Annotated in this window: 16 protein-coding genes; 6 read left to right on the top strand and 10 right to left on the bottom strand. The window is 73.6% G+C overall.

Annotated elements, in window-relative coordinates:
- Positions 1–675: 675 nt before the first annotated feature.
- Both ACIP67_RS41825 and ACIP67_RS41820 read right to left on the bottom strand, forming a co-directional pair.
- Positions 676–1,761: a branched-chain amino acid aminotransferase gene (locus ACIP67_RS41825; RefSeq protein WP_401699621.1), complete on the bottom strand. Its 1,086-nt coding sequence runs from the start codon at positions 1,759–1,761 to the stop codon at positions 676–678.
- A gap of 208 nt (positions 1,762–1,969) precedes the next feature.
- Complete coding sequence (locus ACIP67_RS41820) at positions 1,970–2,374, bottom strand: DUF2000 domain-containing protein (protein ID WP_401699618.1); 405 nt, start codon at positions 2,372–2,374, stop codon at positions 1,970–1,972.
- Between the two features lie 118 nt (positions 2,375–2,492).
- Here ACIP67_RS41820 and ACIP67_RS41815 point away from each other — a divergent pair, with 118 nt between their 5' ends.
- Positions 2,493–3,035: an Lrp/AsnC family transcriptional regulator gene (locus ACIP67_RS41815; protein ID WP_401699615.1), complete on the top strand. Its 543-nt coding sequence runs from the start codon at positions 2,493–2,495 to the stop codon at positions 3,033–3,035.
- 7 nt (positions 3,036–3,042) lie between these two features.
- Here the strand turns inward: ACIP67_RS41815 and ACIP67_RS41810 are convergent, their stop codons facing one another.
- From ACIP67_RS41810 to ACIP67_RS41780, 7 genes are all read right to left on the bottom strand, one after another.
- Positions 3,043–4,206, bottom strand: coding sequence for an aminotransferase class I/II-fold pyridoxal phosphate-dependent enzyme (locus ACIP67_RS41810; protein WP_401699612.1), 1,164 nt, complete (start codon positions 4,204–4,206; stop codon positions 3,043–3,045).
- Positions 4,207–4,494: 288 nt separating this feature from the next.
- A complete protein-coding gene (locus ACIP67_RS41805; protein WP_401699610.1) occupies positions 4,495–5,709 on the bottom strand; it encodes a cytochrome P450 in 1,215 nt (404 codons plus the stop codon).
- Positions 5,706–7,658: an amino acid adenylation domain-containing protein gene (locus ACIP67_RS41800; protein WP_401699608.1), complete on the bottom strand. Its 1,953-nt coding sequence runs from the start codon at positions 7,656–7,658 to the stop codon at positions 5,706–5,708. Before ACIP67_RS41800 ends, ACIP67_RS41805 begins: the two co-directional genes overlap by 4 nt.
- A 137-nt stretch (positions 7,659–7,795) precedes the next feature.
- Complete coding sequence (locus ACIP67_RS41795; protein ID WP_401699605.1) at positions 7,796–8,971, bottom strand: pyridoxal phosphate-dependent aminotransferase; 1,176 nt, start codon at positions 8,969–8,971, stop codon at positions 7,796–7,798.
- On the bottom strand, positions 8,968–9,603 hold the full coding sequence (gene leuD / locus ACIP67_RS41790) for a 3-isopropylmalate dehydratase small subunit (RefSeq protein WP_401699624.1): 636 nt from the start codon (positions 9,601–9,603) through the stop codon (positions 8,968–8,970). The genes ACIP67_RS41795 and leuD overlap by 4 nt, the downstream gene beginning before the upstream one ends.
- A 17-nt stretch (positions 9,604–9,620) precedes the next feature.
- Positions 9,621–11,030: a 3-isopropylmalate dehydratase large subunit gene (gene leuC, locus ACIP67_RS41785; RefSeq protein WP_401699603.1), complete on the bottom strand. Its 1,410-nt coding sequence runs from the start codon at positions 11,028–11,030 to the stop codon at positions 9,621–9,623.
- A gap of 2 nt (positions 11,031–11,032) precedes the next feature.
- Positions 11,033–12,220, bottom strand: a complete 1,188-nt coding sequence (locus ACIP67_RS41780) for a LeuA family protein (protein WP_389515507.1) — start codon at positions 12,218–12,220, stop codon at positions 11,033–11,035.
- Positions 12,221–12,771: 551 nt separating this feature from the next.
- Here ACIP67_RS41780 and ACIP67_RS41775 point away from each other — a divergent pair.
- Positions 12,772–13,554, top strand: a complete 783-nt coding sequence (locus ACIP67_RS41775; protein ID WP_401699601.1) for a thioesterase II family protein — start codon at positions 12,772–12,774, stop codon at positions 13,552–13,554.
- Here ACIP67_RS41775 and ACIP67_RS41770 read toward each other — a convergent pair.
- Positions 13,473–14,813, bottom strand: coding sequence for an APC family permease (locus tag ACIP67_RS41770; protein ID WP_401699598.1), 1,341 nt, complete (start codon positions 14,811–14,813; stop codon positions 13,473–13,475). The two genes, ACIP67_RS41775 and ACIP67_RS41770, sit on opposite strands and share 82 nt — an antisense overlap.
- Positions 14,814–15,511: 698 nt before the next feature.
- Here ACIP67_RS41770 and ACIP67_RS41765 point away from each other — a divergent pair.
- From ACIP67_RS41765 to ACIP67_RS41750, 4 genes are all read left to right on the top strand, one after another.
- A complete protein-coding gene (locus tag ACIP67_RS41765) occupies positions 15,512–16,210 on the top strand; it encodes a phosphoribosylaminoimidazolesuccinocarboxamide synthase (protein ID WP_401699596.1) in 699 nt (232 codons plus the stop codon).
- The gene (locus ACIP67_RS41760; RefSeq protein WP_401699594.1) at positions 16,207–16,914 is read left to right on the top strand and encodes an SDR family oxidoreductase; all 708 of its coding nucleotides are present in this window, start codon (positions 16,207–16,209) and stop codon (positions 16,912–16,914) included. Before ACIP67_RS41765 ends, ACIP67_RS41760 begins: the two co-directional genes overlap by 4 nt.
- Positions 16,915–16,978: 64 nt before the next feature.
- Positions 16,979–17,419, top strand: a complete 441-nt coding sequence (locus tag ACIP67_RS41755) for a hypothetical protein (RefSeq protein ID WP_401699591.1) — start codon at positions 16,979–16,981, stop codon at positions 17,417–17,419.
- A 5-nt stretch (positions 17,420–17,424) separates the two neighbouring features.
- Entirely contained in the window at positions 17,425–18,279 is an 855-nt protein-coding gene (locus tag ACIP67_RS41750; RefSeq protein ID WP_401699589.1) for an HAD family hydrolase, read from the top strand.
- Positions 18,280–19,298 lie beyond the last annotated feature (1,019 nt).

Below are 19,298 nucleotides of genomic sequence, written 5' to 3'. Positions count from 1 at the left end.
CGGCCCGCTGGGCATCGGTCAACGACAACGGCGGAATCTTCGGACCCGGACGACTCATACCGAACCAACGGCGAATCTCCGACTCAGGTCACTAGGGCGCTTCTGACGGATCCCCGTGGACGGAGGAGCGGCGTTCGGTGTGTGCCCTCGGCGTGCGGCCGTCGCCCTCACGGGCTCGTGCCGTGCCGCGCCGTGTCCCGCACGGCCCGCCCAGGACGCCGTGCCGCGCAGCGCCGGCATGAGGGCGGGTGGGGTCCTCGGGTCGCGCATCAGCGTGCACAGCTCCGGTGAGATGTCTCCCAGGCTCTGGGCGGCGACCTCCACCAGCTGCTTGCCGAAAGCGAGGTCGCGGGTGGCGACGTCGAGGATGGTGCCGGTCAGTTCCGTGCGGTTCTCCCAGCCGACGACGCGCAGGTAGGGCCGCCAGTCGTCGGCGAGGCCGCCGCGCCCGGCCGCCCTTGCCGGAGGGGTGGACGCGGTGGGTGAAGTCCCGCCGAGGGGGTCGAGGCCCTGCTCGCCAGGAACACCTGGAGGGCCCGGGGACGGCTTGCCTTGCGTCCTCCGAGCCCGAGCCCGAGCCCGAGCGCAGCCCGCCCCGCCCCCCGGCCGCGTCAGCGGCGCCCCCGCGGACGCCGTACCGCCGCTCGGAGGACGCGGGGCAGGCCGACCCGGGGCTCAGAGGACGCGGTGCATCCAGCCGTGCCGGTCCTCCGCGCGGCCGTACTGGATGTCCAGGACGTGCCGGCGCAGGGCCACGGTGCGGCTGCCGGGTTCGCCGTCGCCCACGGTGAACTCGTAGCCGTCGCCCTTGAAGCGGACGATGGGGGTGACCACCGCCGCCGTGCCCGCGGCGAACACCTCGGTGACGCTGCCGTCGGCGGCTCCCGAGCGGAGTTCGTCCAGCGTGACGGTCCGCTCCTCGGGGGTCAGGCCGAAGTCGGCGGCCAGGGCGAGGACCGTGTCGCGGGTGACGCCCTCGAGGATGGTGCCGAGGGCCGGGGTGACGAGCCGGCCGTCCGAGGTGACCAGGCACAGGTTCATCGTGCCGGACTCCTCCAGGGTGCCCTCGCCCTCGCTGTCCAGGTACATGACCTGGTCGCAGCCGTGCTCCTGCGCCTCGATCTGCGCGGCCAGGCTCGCGGCGTAGTTGCCGCCGCACTTGGCCGCTCCCGTGCCGCCCCGGGCCGCGCGGGTGTAGCGGCTGCTCACCCAGAGGGTGACCCCGGTGACGCCGGAGGCGAAGTAGGGGCCGGCCGGGCTCGCGATCACCGAGTAGACCACCTCGGCGGCGGGGCGTACGCCGAGGAACGCCTCGCTCGCGAACATGAACGGGCGCAGGTACAGGCTCTCCTCGCCGCCGGGCACCGGAACCCACGCCTCGTCCGCCCGGACCAGCCCCTCCACGCTGGTGAGGAAGTCCTCCTCGGGCAGCTCCGGCAGTGCCATGCGGCGGGCGGAGCGGGCGAAGCGGCGGGCGTTGGCCTCGGGGCGGAACAGCCAGACGCTGCCGTCGGCGTGGCGGTACGCCTTGAGCCCTTCGAAGATCTCCTGCGCGTAGTGCAGCACGGCGGCGCTGGGGTGCAGCGTGTACGGCCGGAGCGGGCCGATCCCGCGGTCGTGCCAGCCCCCGTCCGGCGTCCACACCGCGGTGGCCATGTGGTCGGTGAAGTACCGGCCGAACCCCGGCTCCGCGAGGATCGCCTTGCGCTCGGCCTCCGGGACCGGATCCGTCGATCGGGACAGGGGGTAGTCAGGGACCATGGCCAACTCCTCTAGCCGTGACGGGTCGTGTGCGCGCGGGAGCAGCCGCTCCCGCCGCACCCGGTCCGTCATGCTAGCGGTCGTTAACGCCAGGTCATCACCCTCGCGGCAGCTCGCGCACACGGGAGCGGGGCCCGTTGTGCACCGCCGGCCCGGCCGGCCCCTCGCGTCCCTCCGGGGCCGCCTCACCGCCGCGGGAGGGGGCCGTTCACAGCAGGGACAGGTGCCTGGTCAGCTTCGACACCTTGTTCCTCGGGCCGTGCACGATCACGCCGAGGTACTCGAGCTCCTCGGCGCCGGTGGCCTTCAGGTCGGTGAGGTAGTCCTCGTAGTCCCGCGCCCGGCGCGCGGTCTCGGTGAGCGCGACCAGGCGTACCTCGTCGGCGGCCCGTGCGCGCTCCAGCAGTGTGGTCAGTTCCTGCGCGGAGGCGGTCAGGACGGGGATGGGGTGGGTGTTGAGGCCGGGGTGGACGCCGCCCGAGGCGTCCTCGCCGTCGCGCCCGACCCAGTCGCCGATCCGGCCGCCGAGGGAGAGGGCGAGCACGGCGGAGGTGTTCGCCGCGTGCGCCGGGGGCAGGTCGTCGCGGAGCACGAGGGCGACTTTCGTTTGCATGGTCTTTCACCTCAGTAGCGGCCGTGTGTCCATCACTTCCCGCGAAGAGTAGTCCGATGGACGCCAACTGGGCTGATCAGCCGAACACTTGAGGTACGTGCATGCCACAATGGGCCGCATGGACGAACTTGATTCGGCGATCATCCGGCATCTCCAGCTGAACGCCCGGCAGTCCAACCGTGAACTGGCCCGCCAGATCGGGGTGGCCCCGTCCACCTCGCTCGAACGCGTGCGCTCCCTGGAGGAGCGGGGGGTGATCACCGGCTACCGCGCGGAGCTGAACCTCGCCGCGCTGAACCGGCACTACCAGGCGTTCGTCGCCGCGCAGGTGCGGCCGCTCAGCCGCACGGTCATCACCTCCTTCCAGGAGGCGGTCGCCAAGCTGCCGGAGGTGGTGGGCGTCTTCGTCGTCGCCGGCGGCGACGACTTCCTGATCCATGTCGCCGTGCAGAACAACGAGGCCCTGCACGCCTTCCTCATGGACCGCCTCAGCCAGCGGCGCGAGGTCGTCGGCTTCCGGACGATCGTGATCTTCCAGCACGCCCCCACGCCGCTGCTGTCCGCCCTGCCGGAGGCGTACCCCGTGTCCGCGGCGGCCCCGTCACCGGGACGCGGAGCGGGGCGCGCACGGAACACCGGACGCCTGGCCGCGGACGCCTGACGGGTCCTCAGCGTGCGGCGACCAGCCGGGACACCGCCTCCTCCACCAGGTCGCCGCTCTTGCAGAAGCTGAACCGCGCGAGCCAGGCGGGGGCACCGGCGCCCTGGTAGAAGGCGCTCGTCGGTACGGCCACCACCTGCGCGCGCAAAGGAAGTTCACGGCAGAACCGGGTGCCGTCCTCGTACCCCCAGGGGCGGACGTCGGCCTGGACGAAGTAGCCGCCCTGGCCGGGGACGGCGGGCAGGCCGGCCTTGCGCAGCCCCTCGCACAGCCGGTCGCGGTTCTGCTCCAGCTCGTCGCGGAGCCCGGCCACCCAGTCCAGGCCGGAGGTGAGCATGGCGGCCACGGCCGCCTGGAACGGCGTGCCGGACGCGTACGTCAGGTACTGCTTGGCGGAGGCCACCGCCGCCACCAGGGGCGCGGGGCCGCAGGCCCAGCCGATCTTCCAGCCGGTGACGTTGAACGACTTGCCGGCGGAGGAGATGACCAGCGTGCGCTCGCGCATGCCGGGCAGCGAGGCGAGGGAGACGTGGCGGACGCCGTCGTACACCAGGTGCTCGTAGACCTCGTCGGTGACGACCGTCAGGTCGTGCTCCTCGCAGACGGCGGCGATCTGCGCCAGTTCCCCGGGGGTGAAGACCTTGCCGGTGGGGTTGTGCGGCGAGTTGAGCAGCAGCACGCGGGTGCGCGGGCCGACCGCCCGGCGCAGCGCGTCGGCGTCGAGGGCGAACCCGTCCGCGGTGACGGCGAGCGGGGCGGCCCTCACATCGGCGCCGGCCATCCGGGCGGCCGCCGGATAGGAGTCGTAGCAGGGGTCGAAGGTGAGGACGGTGTCGCCGGGATCGCAGAAGGCGAGGAGTGCGGAGGCGACGGCCTCGGTGGCGCCCGTGGTGACCAGGACCTCGTCGTCGGGGCGGTAGCTCACGCCGGTGGTCGTGAACCGGTGGCGGGCCACCGCCTCCTTCAGCTCGGGCAGCCCGGTCGCCGGGGGGTACTGGTTGCGGCCGGCGTCGATCGCGGCCACCGCGTGGGCGAGGATCTCCGGCGGGCTCGGCAGCTCCGGCACGCCCTGGCCGAGGTTGATCGAGCCGGTCCGCTCGGCGAGCCGGGTCATCTCGGTGAAGATCGACGTCCCGAAGTGGTGGGTGCGTTCCGCTGGGGACCAGCTCACGGCCATGGTGGTGACACGCTCCTCGCTCTGCCGGGCCGGCTGCGGCCCGGGGTGGGGATGAAGGGGGGGCGGACGCCGCGGGCGGGCCGGGCGGGCCGCTGGTCGCGGTGTCCGCCCGGCCCGCCCCTCGGAGCCGGTCCGGCCCGTACGGCGGGTGCCGGCCGGGCGCCGGGGCACGGGTGTCCCCCGTGACCCTACGGGCCGCCCGGCCCCGGCGGTCGTCGTCCGCCCGGTGCGATGGCCGGAAAGGTGCGCCGGCCGGTGCGCCGGTGCGGTCGCGGCACCGGGTCAGTGCAGGGTGACGGGCATGCGGGTGATGCCCTGGATGAAGTTCGAGCGCAGCCGCCGGACCGGTCCGGCGAGGTCGAGGCCGAGCTCGGGGTCGGTGATGCGGCGGAAGAGGATGCCCAGTTCGGTGTGGGCCACCATCGCCCCGATGCAGCGGTGGATGCCGACGCCGTACGACAGGTGGCGGTTCGGGGAGCGGCTGATGTCGAACACGTCCGGGGCCTCGAACTGCGACGGGTCCCGGTTGGCCGACACGTTCCACAGGGTGACGGAGTCGCCCTCGCGCACCTCGCGGTCGCCGATCCTCAGGTCGCTCGTGGCCACCCGCATCACATAGGCGTTGGTGGAGCTCCAGCGCAGGATCTCGTTGACCGCGCTGTCCATCAGGTCCGGCCGCCGCCTGAGCAGCGCGAGCTGCTCGGGGTGGTCGTGGAGGGCGAGCAGGCCGGTGCAGGCGGTGTACGAGGACGTCTCGTTGCCGCCGACCGCGACGTTCATGCAGTTGTAGAGGATGTCCTCCTCGGGCCAGGGACGACCGTTGCGCTCGGCCTCGATCAGGAAGCTGATCAGGTCGTCCCCGGGGTTGCGGCGCCGCTCGCGGACGATCTCCGCGAAGAACTCGAAGATCTCGGCCTGGATCACCGCCAGCCGCAGCCGTTCGTCGTCGTCGGTGTCGACGTAGACGGGATCGCGGAAGCCGATCATCTTGCGGGTCAGGTCGATCAGTTCGCGGGCCTGGGCGTGGGAGACGCCCATCATGGCCATCACCGCGCCGGCCGGCAGTTCCGGGGCGATGTCGGTGGCGAAGTCGCAGCCGCCGTCGGCCCGTGCGCGGTCCACCGCCGCGTCCACCAGCTCGGTGACCTGGCGGGCGATGCGTCCCAGGATGCGGTGGGTGAAGGCCCGGTGCACCACCTGGCGGATCTGCCGCTGCCGTGGCGGGTCGGCGGCCACCAGCATGCGTCCGGCGGACGGGTCGGCCTGGCTGCGGAAGGAGCCGCCCAGCATGGGGCCGCCCTCGGAGCTGAGGCCCTCGTGGTCGTTGTAGAGGCGCGCGACGTCGTCGTAGCGGGTCACGGCCCAGAAGCCGCCGCCGTCCTCCGTGGTGTGCCAGTGGACGGGGTCGTTCTCCCGGAGCCAGGCCAGCATGTCGTAGTGCCGCTGTGCGACGAAGGCGTCGGGATCGGTCAGATCGATGGTCAGTACGGTGCTCATGCGGTCACCGGCTCCTCACGCCTGGTGCGGACGATCCCGGCCAGGGCGCCCAGTTCACTGGTGGTCAGGATCTCCCGCGCGCTGATGTCCACCGCCAGCTCGCGGACCAGCCGTCGCTGCATGCGGAACGCCAGCAGCGAGTTGCCGCCGAGGGCGAAGAAGTCGTCGTGCACGCCGATCTCCTCGACCGCGAGCAGCTCGCTCCACAGCTCCGCCAGGAACTTCTCCGTCTCGTCCCGGGGCGGCACATGGTCGGCCCGGTGCCGCAGATGGGCGTCGATCAGCTCGGCGAGGCGCTTGGTGTCCCGCTTGCCGTGGTCGTTGGCGGGGATCTCCGCCACCTTGACGATCGAGCTCGGGACCATGAAGTCGGGCATCGCCTCCTGTGCGAAGGCGCGCAGTTCCTTCAGGGACACCTCGTCGTGCGGCACCACCAGCGCGACCAGGTGGCGGTCCGTGCCGGTGCCCGCCGCGAGCACGGCGACCTCCCGCAGCTGCGGGTGGCGGGCCAGGACCCGCTCGACCTCCCGGGGTTCGACCCGGTAGCCGCGGATCTTGACCTGGTCGTCGGCGCGTCCCACGTAGCGCAGCGCGCCGTCGGGTCCGCGCAGGACCAGGTCACCGGTGGCGTACATCCGGCCGCCCGTGGCGTGCGGGTCGGGCAGGAACCTTTCGGCGGTGAGGCCGGGCCGGCCCAGGTAGCCGCGGGCCACGCCGGCTCCGGTGATGTGCAGCTCGCCGACCGTTCCGTCGGGCACCTCGTCGAGGCCGGCGTCGAGGACCAGCAGTCCGGTGCCGGCCAGTTCCCGGCCGATGGGCACGCTGTCCTCCCCGTCGGCGACGGCCTCGACCCGGTGCGCCGAGCAGGCGGTCGTGCCCTCGGTGGGGCCGTAGAGGTTGTGGAACTCGCCCGTGAAGGCGCCGGAGAGCAGCTGGCGGCAGGCCTCCGGCAGGACGACGTCGCCGCCGGTGTGCAGGACGCGGAGCGTGGCGAACGCGTCCCGGTCCTCCTTGACCACGTGGTTGAACGCCATCGTCGGCACGAGCATCGCCGTGACGCGCCGGCGGCGCAGCTCGCGGCCGATGTCGCCGGTGAGCAGGTCCGGCATGGTCGGCAGGACCACGATCTCCGCGCCCCCCGCGAACGCGTACCAGGTCTCGAAGTGGAAGGCGTCGAACGACAGGCTGGAGACGTGCCCGACCCGGTCCTGCTCGGTCAGCGCGGGCAGCGCCGGGTTGGTCGCGAAGTGCACGAGGTTGTGGTGCTCCAGCACCACGCCCTTGGGTGTGCCGGACGAGCCCGAGGTGAACAGCAGGCAGGCGGCGTTCCGCCGGTGGACGTCGGGCAGCGGATCGGCCGGCGCCGCCAGGCCGTCGAGGTCGAACTCCCACACGTCGGTGCCGGCCGCGGCGGCGCGGGCGCCCTCCCCGGGGTCGGTGACCACGAGCGAGGGGCGGCTCTCGGTCAGCATCAGGTCGCGGCGCGCGTCGGGATAGCGGGTGTCCACCGGTACGTAGGCGGCACCGGCCTTGAGGATGCCCAGCAGGGTGACGAAGACGGTGGTTCCGCGCCGCAGGTGGTAGGCGACGCGGTGCTCGGGGCCGATGCCGCGCTCGCGCAGGAGGGCCGCCACCAGGTCGGACCGCCGGTCGAGCTCCGCGTAGCTCAGGGAGGTGGTGTCGTCGCTGACGGCGGGCCGGCCGGGGTGGCGGCGGGCCGTGTTCCGGAAGAGTTCGACCAGCGTGCCGGGACTGCCCGGCGGCGCGGCGGGCAGGTCGCGCCCGTCGGCGGTGAGGGCGTCCGCGTGGGCGACGCACTCGTCGCGCGTGCCGTCGTGGCCGGTCGGGTGCCAGCCGGGGGGCAGCGGCCGGCCGGCGGGCCACACGCTCGGTGTGCCGTCGTCGGCGCGGACCAGGCGGTACAGGTCGGGGGCAGTCACTGCCGTCACAGGTTTCTCCTTGGGAAGAACGATCGGCGGGGCACCCTGGTCGGTGTGCTCGCGGGCGCCCGGGGTCCTGTCGTCGCACTCCCGCCGTCCGCCCGCGGGGCGGGCCTGGACCGGAGGCTGGAGTGCGACGACGGGCCCTACAGGCCGTCGGCCAATCGGCGTTCGGCCTCCGCGAGCACATCGGTGCTCTTGTTGAAAGCGATGCGGACGTGCCCGGAGTCGGTGGTGTGGTCGCGGAAGAAGCAGCGGCCGGGCACGACGAGGACGCGGCGCCGGGTGGCGAGCCGCCGGACGAAGGTGTCGCAGTCCTCGTCGGTGATGCCGCGGATGTCGGCCATGATGTAGCAGCCGCCCTCCGGCGCCCGGCAGGGCAGCCCGGCGGCGGTGAACAGGCCGACCATCCGGTCCCGCAGCCGTTCCAGTCGCGCGGCGGGCCGCCAGGAGGCGTCCCGGAGGACTCCGGAGGCGGCGACCGCGCGTTGCAGCGGGCCGCTGGCGCTGAAGCTGGTGGCGAGGTGCACCGCGCGCAGCCGCTCGGTGATCTGCGGACAGGCGCGCAGATGCCCGATCCGCCAGCCGCTGAGGGCGTAGGCCTTGGACAGGCTGCCGATGACGATGCTGCGGTCGCGCAGGGCCGGCACCTCGGCGGCGGACACGTGCCGTGCGCCGTCGTAGACGAACGGGGCGTACACCTCGTCGGAGATGAGGGTGACGTTCCACTTCTCGCAGAGCGCGGCCAGCTCCTGAAGCTCGGGCCGGGTGAGGGTGCGGCCGGTGGGGTTGGCCGGGGAGTTGACGATCACGGCGCGGGTGCGGGGCCCGAACGCGGCCTCCAGTTCGCGCGGGTCCCAGCGCCAGTCGGGTGCCTTCAGGCCCACGAAGCGGGGGACGCCGCCGGCCAGGGCGAGCGCGGCCAGGAAGTTCTCGTAGAACGGCTCCAGCAGCACCACCTCGTCGCCGGGGTCGACGGTGGCCAGCGTGGCCACGCTCAGCGCCTCCGAGGCGCCGGTGGTGACGGTCAGTTCGGTGCGCGGGTCGGGGCGGCCGGGGAGGGTGTCCGCGATCTGCTCGCGCAGGGCGAGGTTCCCGCTGGTGTCCTCGTACTGGTTGTCGCCGTGCAGCAGGTGCCCGGCGCCGGCCTCGAGGACGGCCGGCGGCGGCAGGGGGCTGCCGGGCACCCCGCCGGCCAGGTCGAGGGCGCCGAGTTCCTTGCCCAGGTGCAGCAGTTGGGCGAGGGAGCCGGCCGGCAGGGCGCCGACGCGGGCGGCGGCGCGGGGCAGGGCGCCGGCCGGGGCGGGGGCCGCTGTGGTCATGTCGCCTCCTGAGGGGTCCGGCCGCGCGGAACGGCCTCGTCGTCCGGACGGATCGAGGGCAGCCAGTGGGGTCGTGACGTCTCGTACGCGGTGATGGCGTCGGCGTCGCGCAGGGTGACGGCGATGTCGTCGTACCCGTTGAGGAGCAGCCACCGGGTGCGTTCGTCGAGCTCGAAGGGCCAGCTGTCGCCGCCCCCGACGACGGTGCCGGCGGCGACGTCGACGGTGACCTCCAGGGAGGGGTCCCGTTCCGAGGCGGTCATCAGCGTCTCGACGGCCGTCTCGGGCAGGACGACGGCCAGCAGCCGGTTCTTGAGGGCGTTGCGCCGGAAGATGTCGCCGAACCGGGACGACAGGACCACGGCGAATCCCCAGTCGCGCAGCCCCCACACCGCGTGCTCGCGCGAGCTTCCGGTGCCGAAGTCGGGCCCGGCCAGCAGCACGCTGGCGCCCGCCCGCTCGGGGCGTTCGAGGACGAAGCCGGGTTCGGCCCGCCAGCGGTGGAACACGGCGTCCTCGAATCCCGACTTGGTCACCCGCTTGCAGAACTCGGCGGGCATGATCTGGTCGGTGTCGACGTTGCCGCGCCGCAGCGGGACGGTGCGGCCGGTGTGCCGCACCAGCGGACGCAAGGGGTTCGGTGCCGACGTCACGGGAGGTCCTTGGGGGTGGTGAGGCGGCCGGCCACCGCGGTGGCCGCGGCGACGGCGGGCGAGACCAGGTGGACCCGGGAGCGTCCGCCGAGCCGCCCTTCGAAGTTGCGGTTGGAGGTGGTGGCGACCCGTTCCTGTCCGCTCGCGCGGTCGGGGTTGAGCCCGGGGCACATCGAGCACCCCGGCAGCCGCCACTGCGCGCCCGCCGCCTTGAACACCTGGTCGAGCCCTTCCTCCTCGGCGCGCAGGCGCACCTCGGCCGAGCCCGGCACCACGAGCATGCGGGTGCCGGCGGCCAGCCGCCGGCCGCGCAGCACGTCCGCCGCGGTCCGCAGGTCCTCCAGCCGCCCGTTGGTGCACGAGCCGACGAAGACCGCGTCGACGGTCACGTCCCGCAGGGGGGTGCCGGGGGTGAGCCCCATGTACTCCAGGGCCCGGGCCGCCGCCGCCCGCTCCTGCGGGTGCGCGAACTCCTCCGGTGCGGGCACGGTGCCCGAGACGGAGACCGTCTGCCCCGGGTTGGTGCCCCAGGACACCTGCGGGGAGAGGGCCGAGACGTCGAGGGCGACCGTGCGGTCGTAGACCGCGCCGGGGTCCGTCGGCAGGGTCCGCCAGTGGGCGAGCGCGTCCTGCCAGGCCTGGCCGGACGGTGCGTGCGGCAGTCCCGCCAGGTAGGCGAAGGTGGTCTCGTCGGGGGCGAACATCCCGGCCCGCGCCCCGGCCTCGATGCTCATGTTGCACATCGTCATCCGGCCCTCCATGGACAGGGTCCGCAGGGCCTCGCCGCGGTACTCCAGCAGGTGCCCCTGGGCACCTCCGGGACCGATCCGGGCGATGAGGGCGAGGATGAGGTCCTTGGGGGTGACGTCGTCGGGCAGGGTGCCGGTGAACTCCGCCGCCATGGTGCGCGGCCGGGGCAGCGGCAGCGTCTGCGTGGCCAGGACGTGCTCGACGTCGCTGGTGCCGATCCCGAACGCCAGCGCGCCGAAGGCGCCGAGGGTGGAGGTGTGGCTGTCGCCGCAGACGGCGGTCATCCCCGGCTGGACCAGGCCCAGTTGCGGGGCGACGACGTGGACGATGCCCTGCCGGGCGTGGCCCATGCGGTAGAGCTGGACGCCGTGCTCGGCGCAGTTGCGGCGCAGGGTCTCCAGTTGCAGCCGGCCCACGGGGTCGTGCAGTTCCCCGGTGTCCGTGGGGACGTTGTGGTCCTCGACCGCGACCGTCAGGTCGGGGCGCCGGACCGTGCGTCCGGTCAGCCGCAGTCCGTCGAAGGCCTGCGGTGAGGTGACCTCGTGCATCAGGTGCAGGTCGATGTAGAGCAGGTCGTCCGTGCCGGCCGGGCTGTCGGCCGGCCGGGCCACGCGGTGCCGTTCCCAGATCTTCTCCGCCAGGGTGCGGGGACGCACCACTACACCCCCGTGGTGGTCGCGGGCGTCACGGCGAGTTCGCGGGCGAGCCGTTCCCGGACCACCGAGAGCTCCTCGCAGTCGCCTCCGACGCGCTCCTCGACGTGGGTCCGGTACAGCTCGGTCAGTTTCTCGTCGCTCACCTGGACGCCGAGGTCGTCGAGGAGGTAGCGCAGCACGGAGCGGCCCGAGTGGCGGCCGATGAGGATGGAACGCTGCCGCCCGAAGCGCGCCGGCTCGACGTACTCGTACGTGGCCGGATTGCGCAGCACGCCCTGCTGGTGGACGCCGGCGGCCGTGCCGAAGGCGTAGGTGCCGAAGATCGCCTTGTTCCTCGGCTCCTCCAGCCGGATCACCTCGCGCAGCGCGGCGTACGCCTCGTAGAGGCCCTCCGTGGTGACGTCGGTGCGCAGGCCGAGCTCCTCGCTCTTGTAGGCGAGCAGGGCGGCGATCTCCTCGAGCGCGGTGTTGCCGGCCCGTTCACCGATGCCGCCGAGGGTGGCCTGGACCTCGTCGGCGCCGGCCTGGAGACCGGCGACGGCGTTGGCGAGCGCCAGGCCGAAGTCGTTGTGGCAGTGGGTGGAGATGCGCACCGGGGACGGCGCCCAGGAGCGGAAGGCGGCGATCAGGTCGCCGTACTCCTGAGGGGTGAGGCAGCCGGAGGTGTCGCCGATGACGAAGCAGTCGGCGCCCGCCTCGACGGCGCGGACGGTGATCTCGCGGAGCAGGTCGTGCTCGCCCCGGCTGGCGTCCTCGATGGGCACCGAGACCGAGGTGACGCCGAGGCTGCGGGCGAAGGAGACGGCGTCGACGACCTCGTCGACGGCTTCCTTCCGGGTGATCTGCCGCTTGTGCTCCAGGTGCAGGTCGCTGCCCGTGGCCATGACCTGGACCTCGTGGTTGTCCACGCCGCCGGCCTCGACGGCCGTCTCGATGTCGGCGCGGACCGCCCGGCAGAAGGTGACGAACTTCGCGCGGGTCAGGTGCTGGGATATCAGGCGGGTGGCCTGGAACTCGCTGGGCGAGGATGCGGGGAAACCGGTTTCGATGGAATCGACGCCCAGCGCCTCGATACGCAGGGCCAGATCGAGCTTGTCCTCCGGGCGCATGGCGTTCGCGGGAGCCTGCTCACCGTCCCGGAGGGTGGTGTCGAAAACGGAAACGCGACGTACCGAGGATTCCTGTTGCATTGGCGTCCTTCCATCCGATACCCGACTCGCCCGTCCCCTTTCCCCTGCCACTGCGGCACGCGAAGAAAGCGGCGCCGAGCTGGGCCGAGAGGGGTGGGAATCAAAATCGACGAAGCCGGGTATGCCCGTTGGGAGATGTGCGGCACACACAGAGAGTGATCTCTCGGGAATCGGTCGCCTCGAGGCTACCCCACGCCCTTGCGGCGGTCCATCGGAATCCCTGACTGCAAAGCCATGTTCACACTCCGGTCGACGGCCCTTCAAGAACAACGGCCGGCCCGGGATCGACCGAAGGCAATCTCCCGAATGCGCGGTCGGTCGCACGCGACCTCCCGAGGTTCGGGCACCGAACAGTAAATTTTCCGCCAGGGTGGCGGTTTCGCCGAACGGGCGGCGTGCGGCACCAAACATTCCGCAACGCACGGCGCACATATTCGGTCACCCCGACGGACCGGCACCTTCCAGAAAAGGCAAAGAATTTCTTTGAATCACTTGACACATCCGCCGGAAAAGATGGCAGAGTCCTGATCGGTCCGGGGAAGGAGCGCCGCATGCCGGCAGTCGAGAAGAGTTATCTCAGGACAGGGGAACGGAATGCCCCGGTCCGCCTGCTCGCTTTTCACCACGGGGGTGGGTCCGCACTGTCGTTCCTGCCGCTCGCCCGGAGTCTTCCGGGTCTGTGCGAGACGTTCGTTTTTGAACTCACCGGGCGGTCGGGCGACGCGGACGGGGCACCGGCGGCCGACTACGCGGAGGCCTGTGCGCGATTCGCCGCCGACGCGGTGGACATCGTGGACCGCCCCGTCGTCGTCATCGGCCACAGCCTGGGCGCGCTGTTCGCGCACAACGTCGCGGCCCTGCTCCCGGACGACCGGCGGCACCTGGTGCACACGGTGATCGTCTCCGCCTCGCGATCGGCCGTGTCCACCGCCGAGACCGCGCCGATGCCGGACGAGCCGTTCGTCGTCCGCAGCCGCGCGTCACTCCTCGGGGACCTGCGGGCCTTCGGCGGTGTGCAGCCGGAACTGCTCCAGGACCCGGACTTCGTCGACGCGACCGTCACCCTGATGGGGTACGACCTGCACCTGGCGGACACCTACACGCTCCCCGGGCCCGGCCCGACGGACGTGCCGCACCAGGTCTGGTACGGCACGGACGACGCCACGCTGCCCGAGGAGGAGCGGTCGCGCTGGGACGAGAGCTGTGTCGTACCGCCCGTCCACCGGGGTTTCCCCGGCGGCCACTTCTACCTCTACGAGCGTCCGGAGCCGGGGGCCGCGCTGGGCGAGCTCGTCACCGCGGCGGCGTCGACCGCGGCCGGCTCCTCGGCCTGAGCCCCGGGACGGCCGGCGCCGGGCCCGTGCCGGCGCCGCCAGTACAGCGCCGCGCAGCCGGCGACCGCGAGCGGCAGCACCAGCAGCCATCCGCTGAACGCCATCACGACCAGGGTGAAGACGACGGCGGCGCAGGCGGCGTACCACAGGGGGGTACGGCGGGGCAGCAGGCGCAGTGAGGCGGCCATCCCGGCGGCGGTGACGGCGGCCAGGAACGCCGAGGTGACCCGCATGAGCGGGTCCAGCGGAACGGTCAGCAGCGCGGCGGCGAGCGTGAGGGCGCCGGTGAGCACCGCCTGCACGGTGAGGCTGCGGCGCGGGACCTGGCCCGCTCCCCCGCCCTTGGCCAGCAGGCCGGGCAGCGCGCCGTCGCGGCCCAGCGCCGCCCCCAGCCGGGCGGCGCCCGCGATGAAGGTGTTGACCGCGCCCAGGCTCAGGCAGATGGCCGCGACCGCGGTCAGTCCGCGCGCGCCGGTCCCGACGCCGCGCTCCAGCAGCAGCATCAGCGGAACGTCGGAGCTGCGCGCCCGCTCCCCGAGCGCGCCGATGGTGACGAAGGACAGGCCGAGGTAGAGGACGCCGACGATGGTCAGGGTGATCGCGGTGGCCCGCGGCAGATGCCGCCGGGGGTGCGCGAACTCGGCGGACAGGTGGCTGGCCGCCTCCCAGCCGCTGAAGGCGTAGAACAGCACCAGGGCGGCCGAGCCGATCGACAGCCACCCCTCGGGCAGGAACGGGGTGAAGTGGCCGGCCGTGACGTGCGGCGCGGCGAAGACGGTGGCGCACGCGAGGAGCAGCACCAGCAGGCCGACGAGGACCAGCTGGAGCCGTCCGGACACCTGGAGTCCGGCGTAGTTGGCGGCGACGGCCACCGCGAGGATCACCGCGGCCGCCCCGTACCCGGCGCGGTGCGACAGGCCCAGCACCTCGGCGACGTAGTTGCCGCCCGCCATGGCGCCGGCCAGCACGCCGGCCGGTACGGCCGCGTAGAACAGCCAGCCCACGCAGGCGGCGGCCCGGGGGCCGAAGGCGCGGGCGACGAAGTTGGCGACGCCGCCGCCGTCCGGGTAGCGCGCGCCGAGCGCGGCGAACGTCACCGCGACGGGGATGCTGAGCAGCAGCAGGACGGCCCAGGAGACCATCGAGGCGGGCCCCGCCGCGGCGGCCGCCAGCGCCGGCAGTGCCAGCACTCCCGGCCCCAGGACGGCGCCGATGTACAGAGCTGTTCCCTGCCCCAGTCCGAGGCGGCCCCCGTGCATGAAACGTTCCCCTTCCGCACCGGACGATCACGCGCTGCCCGCCGGCCTTCGAGACACGGCAGAGCGAGGTCCCCCGCTGATCATCCGTGGAAATTCTAGGCAGCGACCTCGACCGCCCACCCGCATGCCGTACGAATGTTCGGCGCACTGGCGGAATCCGTGGTCGCGCGCGAACAAGATTCGGCGCCTTCCGTGCGCCACCGGTCATTTGACCGTCCCGATTACGCCTCGTTCCTCCGCCCATTGCCGACGTCCGGCCGGCACCCGCCGGCCCCGCCGCTCCCCGTCGTCTCCCAGCTGCCGACCGATGGAAATTGGCCACCTTTCCGAGTCCGGCCGAACAACACCCAAACCGGGCGATGTCACGCCGAAGCGACAGCATGGAATCAATGCTTCCGACCTGTTCCGCCCGGGCCGCGGCGGATGGGCATTCCGAATTCTGAGACCGCGAAGTCGATGATGTTTCCGGCGATCCGGCGGGAGGTAAGGTCTCTCCAGCCTCCACGGGCATGTACCGCGACCGCACCGGGGACTGAGTGCGGTGCGCGGGTCCGCGCCTCATGCGCAGAACGTTTCCTCCGACTTCCCGGCCGAGGGCGACGGCTCCGAGAGCCCTGTTCCCTCCGCGTGCCGTGTTCCGCTCCATTCCACCGTCGGGCCCCCGTGCACGGGGCCATCGAGTAGGGGAGGACAAGACAATGGCAGGAATCGACCGGCAGCCCGACATCGAGGGTCGCAGCAAGCGACTCTGGCTCCATGACGACGGAACCTGCGACATCGAACTCATTCCGAGTCTGCGCAGCTACACCTACGACCGTGACGAGATGATCCCGCAGACCGCGCGGCTCCGGCTCGACTTCTACGAACTGGCCGCCGCGAGACTGGCCGAGAAGGGAGTGCGCACGGTTTTCCTGGAACGGCTCGGCGACATTTTCTACCGCGCTTCCTATATTCCGGCCCCGCCCTTCGAAGTGATCGTGAAGAACATCGCCACCGGGTCGACGACCCGCAAGTATCCGGGGCTCTTTCCGGAGGGCCACCGGTTCAACCCGCCGGTGGTGAAGTTCGACTACCGCATCGACCCCGAGGACCAGCCGATCGGCGAGGACTACCTGAGGGCGGCCGGCACCGACGTGGAGGCGTTCCGCGAGGTGGCCCTGGAGACCAACGCCCTGCTGCGCTCCTGGCTGGCCCCGCTCGACCTGTGGGACTTCTGCCTGGTGATCGGCGTCGACGGCGAGGGCCGGCCGGTCGTCAACTCCGAGATCTCCCCGGACTGCATGCGGCTGCGCGACGACGTCGGCAACCCCCTGGACAAGGACCTCTTCCGGCAGGGCGCCGACCCGGCGACGATCATCTCGACCTGGACCGACCTGGTCCGCCGGGTCCGGGGATGACGGCGGCCGAAGGCGGCCGCACGGTGCTGGTGACCGGCGCCAACCGGGGAACCGGCAGGGCGGTCGCCGAGGAACTCAGGGCGGCCGGCTGGCGGGTGTGGGGGCTGGGCCGGACACCGGCCGACCTGCCCGGGGTGGAGAACGTCCACTGCGACCTGCGCCGGCCGCAGGACGTGGGCCCGGCCGTCCGGCAGGCGGCCGAACGGGCCGGCGGTCTCGACGCCGTCGTCGCCAACGGCGTGGAGCGCGCCCTGGGCGACCTGGCCACGCTGCCCCTGGAGCGCTGGCAGGAGGCCCTGGACGTCAACCTCACCTCGGTGATCGCACTGGTCCAGGCCGCGCTGCCGTCCCTGCGCGCCCGCGGCGGCCGGATCGTCCTGATGGGTTCGCACGCGGCGACCCGGTTCTTCGAGGGAGGGGCCGCCTACTGCGCCACCAAGGCCGCGCTCAAGGCGATCACCGAGGTGCTGCTGCTGGAGGAGCGCCACCACGGGGTGGGCACCACGCTCGTCAGCCCGGGCGCCATCGCGAACCTTCCCGGTGACACCTCACCGCTGAAGATGGCCACCTCCTCGGTGGCCGCCACGGTCCGGTGGGTGCTGGAGGCGCCCGGCGACACGGTCGTCGGCGAGGTCGAACTGCGTCCGGCCCGGCTGCCCGAGGAGGTACCCGTCACCGGCCTGGACCGTCTCCAGGCCGTATGAACCCGCAGGCCGCGCGAGAGCGGAGGCCGTCCCGACCGCAGGCCGTACGAACGCGGAGGAGACCATGAGCGAGCCCGGCACCACCACCCGTCCGTCCGTCGACTGGGACGCCGGCATCGGCGTCCTGACCATCCGGGCGGACGGCCTGGCACCGCACGCCCAGCGGGCCACGGTCACCTTCCACTCCCGCGTCTGGATCTGGCTCGACGACCACGCGCGGCCCACCACCGTCGACCTCCTCGACGTCCCCGAGATCATGGCGCGGGTGGTGCCCCGGGCCCGGCGCGCCCACGACGGGGAGCCGGGTGACCGGGGCGTGATCCGCTGGCTGCTCGATCCCGACAGCGACTGGGTGTGGATGCCGCTGGGCGGCGGTCCCGACCGGAGCCGGCTGGCCCGCGAGGGCCGGGTGGAGGTCTGGCTCACCGGCGACCTGCCGCTGCGCGTGCGGCTGTGGGTCCCGGTGAGCGGAACGGCCGACCGCGACGCCGGGGCACCGCGGTGAACGGCGTGGCCGGTGTGCGGCTGGTCTGCACCGATCTCGACGGCACGCTGCTCGACGCGGCGGGCACCGTCGGCCCGGCCACCCGCGCCGCCCTGGCGGAGGCGGACCGCAGGGGCCTGCCCGTGGCCTACGTGACGGGCCGGCCCCTGCGGGACGCGCTGGGCGCGGTCCACGACCACGGGTTCCGGGGGCTCGTCGTGTGCAGCAACGGGGCGGTGACCGTCGAGGCGTCCACCGGCCGGGTGCTGGAGCGGCGCGGGTTCACCGCCGGGGACGCCGCGCGGCTGCTGGCGCGCCTGCGGGCCCGGGTCCCCGGTGTGGTGCTGGGGGTGGACACCGTACGGGGGCTCTGGCTGGAGCCGGGGTTCGCGGAGCTGGTGCCCGACTGCTGGACGCACACGGCGGTGCCGGACGCCGTGGCGGCCCTGTCGGCGGACGATCCGCCGGTGAAGGTCCTGGCCGTGCACGCCGGGCTGCCGGCCGCACCGCTCGGGGACCTGCTCGTGCGGCCGGGCGACGCGGTGGAGGCCACCCGTTCGACACCGCACTTCGTGGAGATCTCGCCGCGCGGCGTCGACAAGGGCACCTCGCTGCGCCGGCTGGCCGGCCACTACGGCGTGCCGGTCACGGCCACCGCGGCCGTCGGCGACATGCCCAACGACCTGCCGATGCTGCGGGCCGCGGGGCTCGCCGCGGCCGTGGCGAACGCCCACCCGGAGGTGCTGGCCGCCGCCGACCTCGTCCTGCCCGGCAACGAGGAGGAGGGCGTGGCGCGCCTCGTCGAGGCCATCTGCGCCGGCCTGCCCGCCCCGACCGTCCGACCCGGTGAGCGCGGCCCAACCGCCCGTCCCGCCCGGTGAACCCGGCCTGACCGCCCGCCCCGCCCGGTGAACCCGGCCCGACCGCCCGCCCCGCCCGGTGAACCCGGCCCGACCGCCCGCCTCACCCGGTGAGCCCGGCCCGGCCGCCCGCCCCGCCCGGTGAACCCGGCCCGGCCGTCCGCCTCACCCGGTAGCGCGGCCCGGCCCGTCCGCCCCGCCCGGTGAACCCGGCCCCGCCGTTCGGCCGGACGGGCCTCCCCGCCCGGTGAACCCGGCCCGACCGTCCGCTCCGCCCGGTAAGCCCCGCCCGACCGTCCGACCGTCCGGTGAGCGCGGGCCGGGCGAAGGGCCGGACGGACCAGCCGGATGCCGAGCGGACCGCCGCCGGTTCACCCGGACACCGGGGGACCGCCGTGGGTCCAGCCCGGCGTTCGACGGACCGCCGCCGGGTGGCCCCACGCCGAGTGGACCGCCACCGGCCCAGCCCGACATCCGCCGGACCGCCGCCGGTCCGGACCGACACCGCGCGGACCGACGCCGAGCGGGCGGACCACCGGGCGGGCGGACCAACGGGCGGGGGGACCAACGGGCGGGGGGACCGCCGTGGGTCCAGCCCGGCGTTCGACGGACCGCCGCCGGGTGGCCCCGCATCGGGTGGACCGCCACCGGCCAGCCCGACATCCGCCGGACCGACGCCGGGCAGGCGGGCAGACGGACCGCCGAGCGGGCGGACCACCGGGCGGACCGCCAGGCGGGCGGACCACCGGGCCGACCGACGCTAGGCGGGCGGACCACCGGGCCGACGGACCACCGGGCCGACCGACGCCAGGCGGGCGGACCACCGGGCCGACGGACCACCGGGCCGACCGACGCCAGGCGGGCGGACCGCCGGGCCGACGGACCACCGGGCGGACCACCGGGCCGACGGACCACCGGGCCGACCGACGCCAGGCGGGCGGACCGCCGGGCCGACGGACCACCGGGCGGACCGCCGGGCCGACGGACCACCGGGCGGACCGCCGGGCCGACGGATCACCGGGCCGACCGCCGGGACGACG

It is taken from the genome of Streptomyces sp. NPDC088812, from assembly GCF_044750285.1.
GTDB lineage: Bacteria > Actinomycetota > Actinomycetes > Streptomycetales > Streptomycetaceae > Streptomyces.
The sequence above is the reverse complement of the archived record's forward strand: the minus strand, read 5'-3'. Positions and strand labels throughout refer to the sequence as shown.

Bases quoted from the DNA above. Each gene is read 5' to 3' on its own strand.
- ACIP67_RS41825 (WP_401699621.1), bottom strand. From the start codon at position 1,761: ATGGTCCCTGACTACCCCCTGTCCCGATCGACGGATCCGGTCCCGGAG.
- ACIP67_RS41815 (WP_401699615.1), top strand. From the start codon at position 2,493: ATGGACGAACTTGATTCGGCGATCATCCGGCATCTCCAGCTGAACGCC.
- ACIP67_RS41795 (WP_401699605.1), bottom strand. From the start codon at position 8,971: ATGACCACAGCGGCCCCCGCCCCGGCCGGCGCCCTGCCCCGCGCCGCC.
- ACIP67_RS41820 (WP_401699618.1), bottom strand. From the start codon at position 2,374: ATGCAAACGAAAGTCGCCCTCGTGCTCCGCGACGACCTGCCCCCGGCG.
- ACIP67_RS41780 (WP_389515507.1), bottom strand. From the start codon at position 12,220: ATGCAACAGGAATCCTCGGTACGTCGCGTTTCCGTTTTCGACACCACC.
- ACIP67_RS41765 (WP_401699596.1), top strand. From the start codon at position 15,512: ATGGCAGGAATCGACCGGCAGCCCGACATCGAGGGTCGCAGCAAGCGA.
- ACIP67_RS41755 (WP_401699591.1), top strand. From the start codon at position 16,979: ATGAGCGAGCCCGGCACCACCACCCGTCCGTCCGTCGACTGGGACGCC.
- ACIP67_RS41770 (WP_401699598.1), bottom strand. From the start codon at position 14,813: ATGCACGGGGGCCGCCTCGGACTGGGGCAGGGAACAGCTCTGTACATC.
- ACIP67_RS41775 (WP_401699601.1), top strand. From the start codon at position 12,772: ATGCCGGCAGTCGAGAAGAGTTATCTCAGGACAGGGGAACGGAATGCC.
- ACIP67_RS41760 (WP_401699594.1), top strand. From the start codon at position 16,207: ATGACGGCGGCCGAAGGCGGCCGCACGGTGCTGGTGACCGGCGCCAAC.
- ACIP67_RS41805 (WP_401699610.1), bottom strand. From the start codon at position 5,709: ATGAGCACCGTACTGACCATCGATCTGACCGATCCCGACGCCTTCGTC.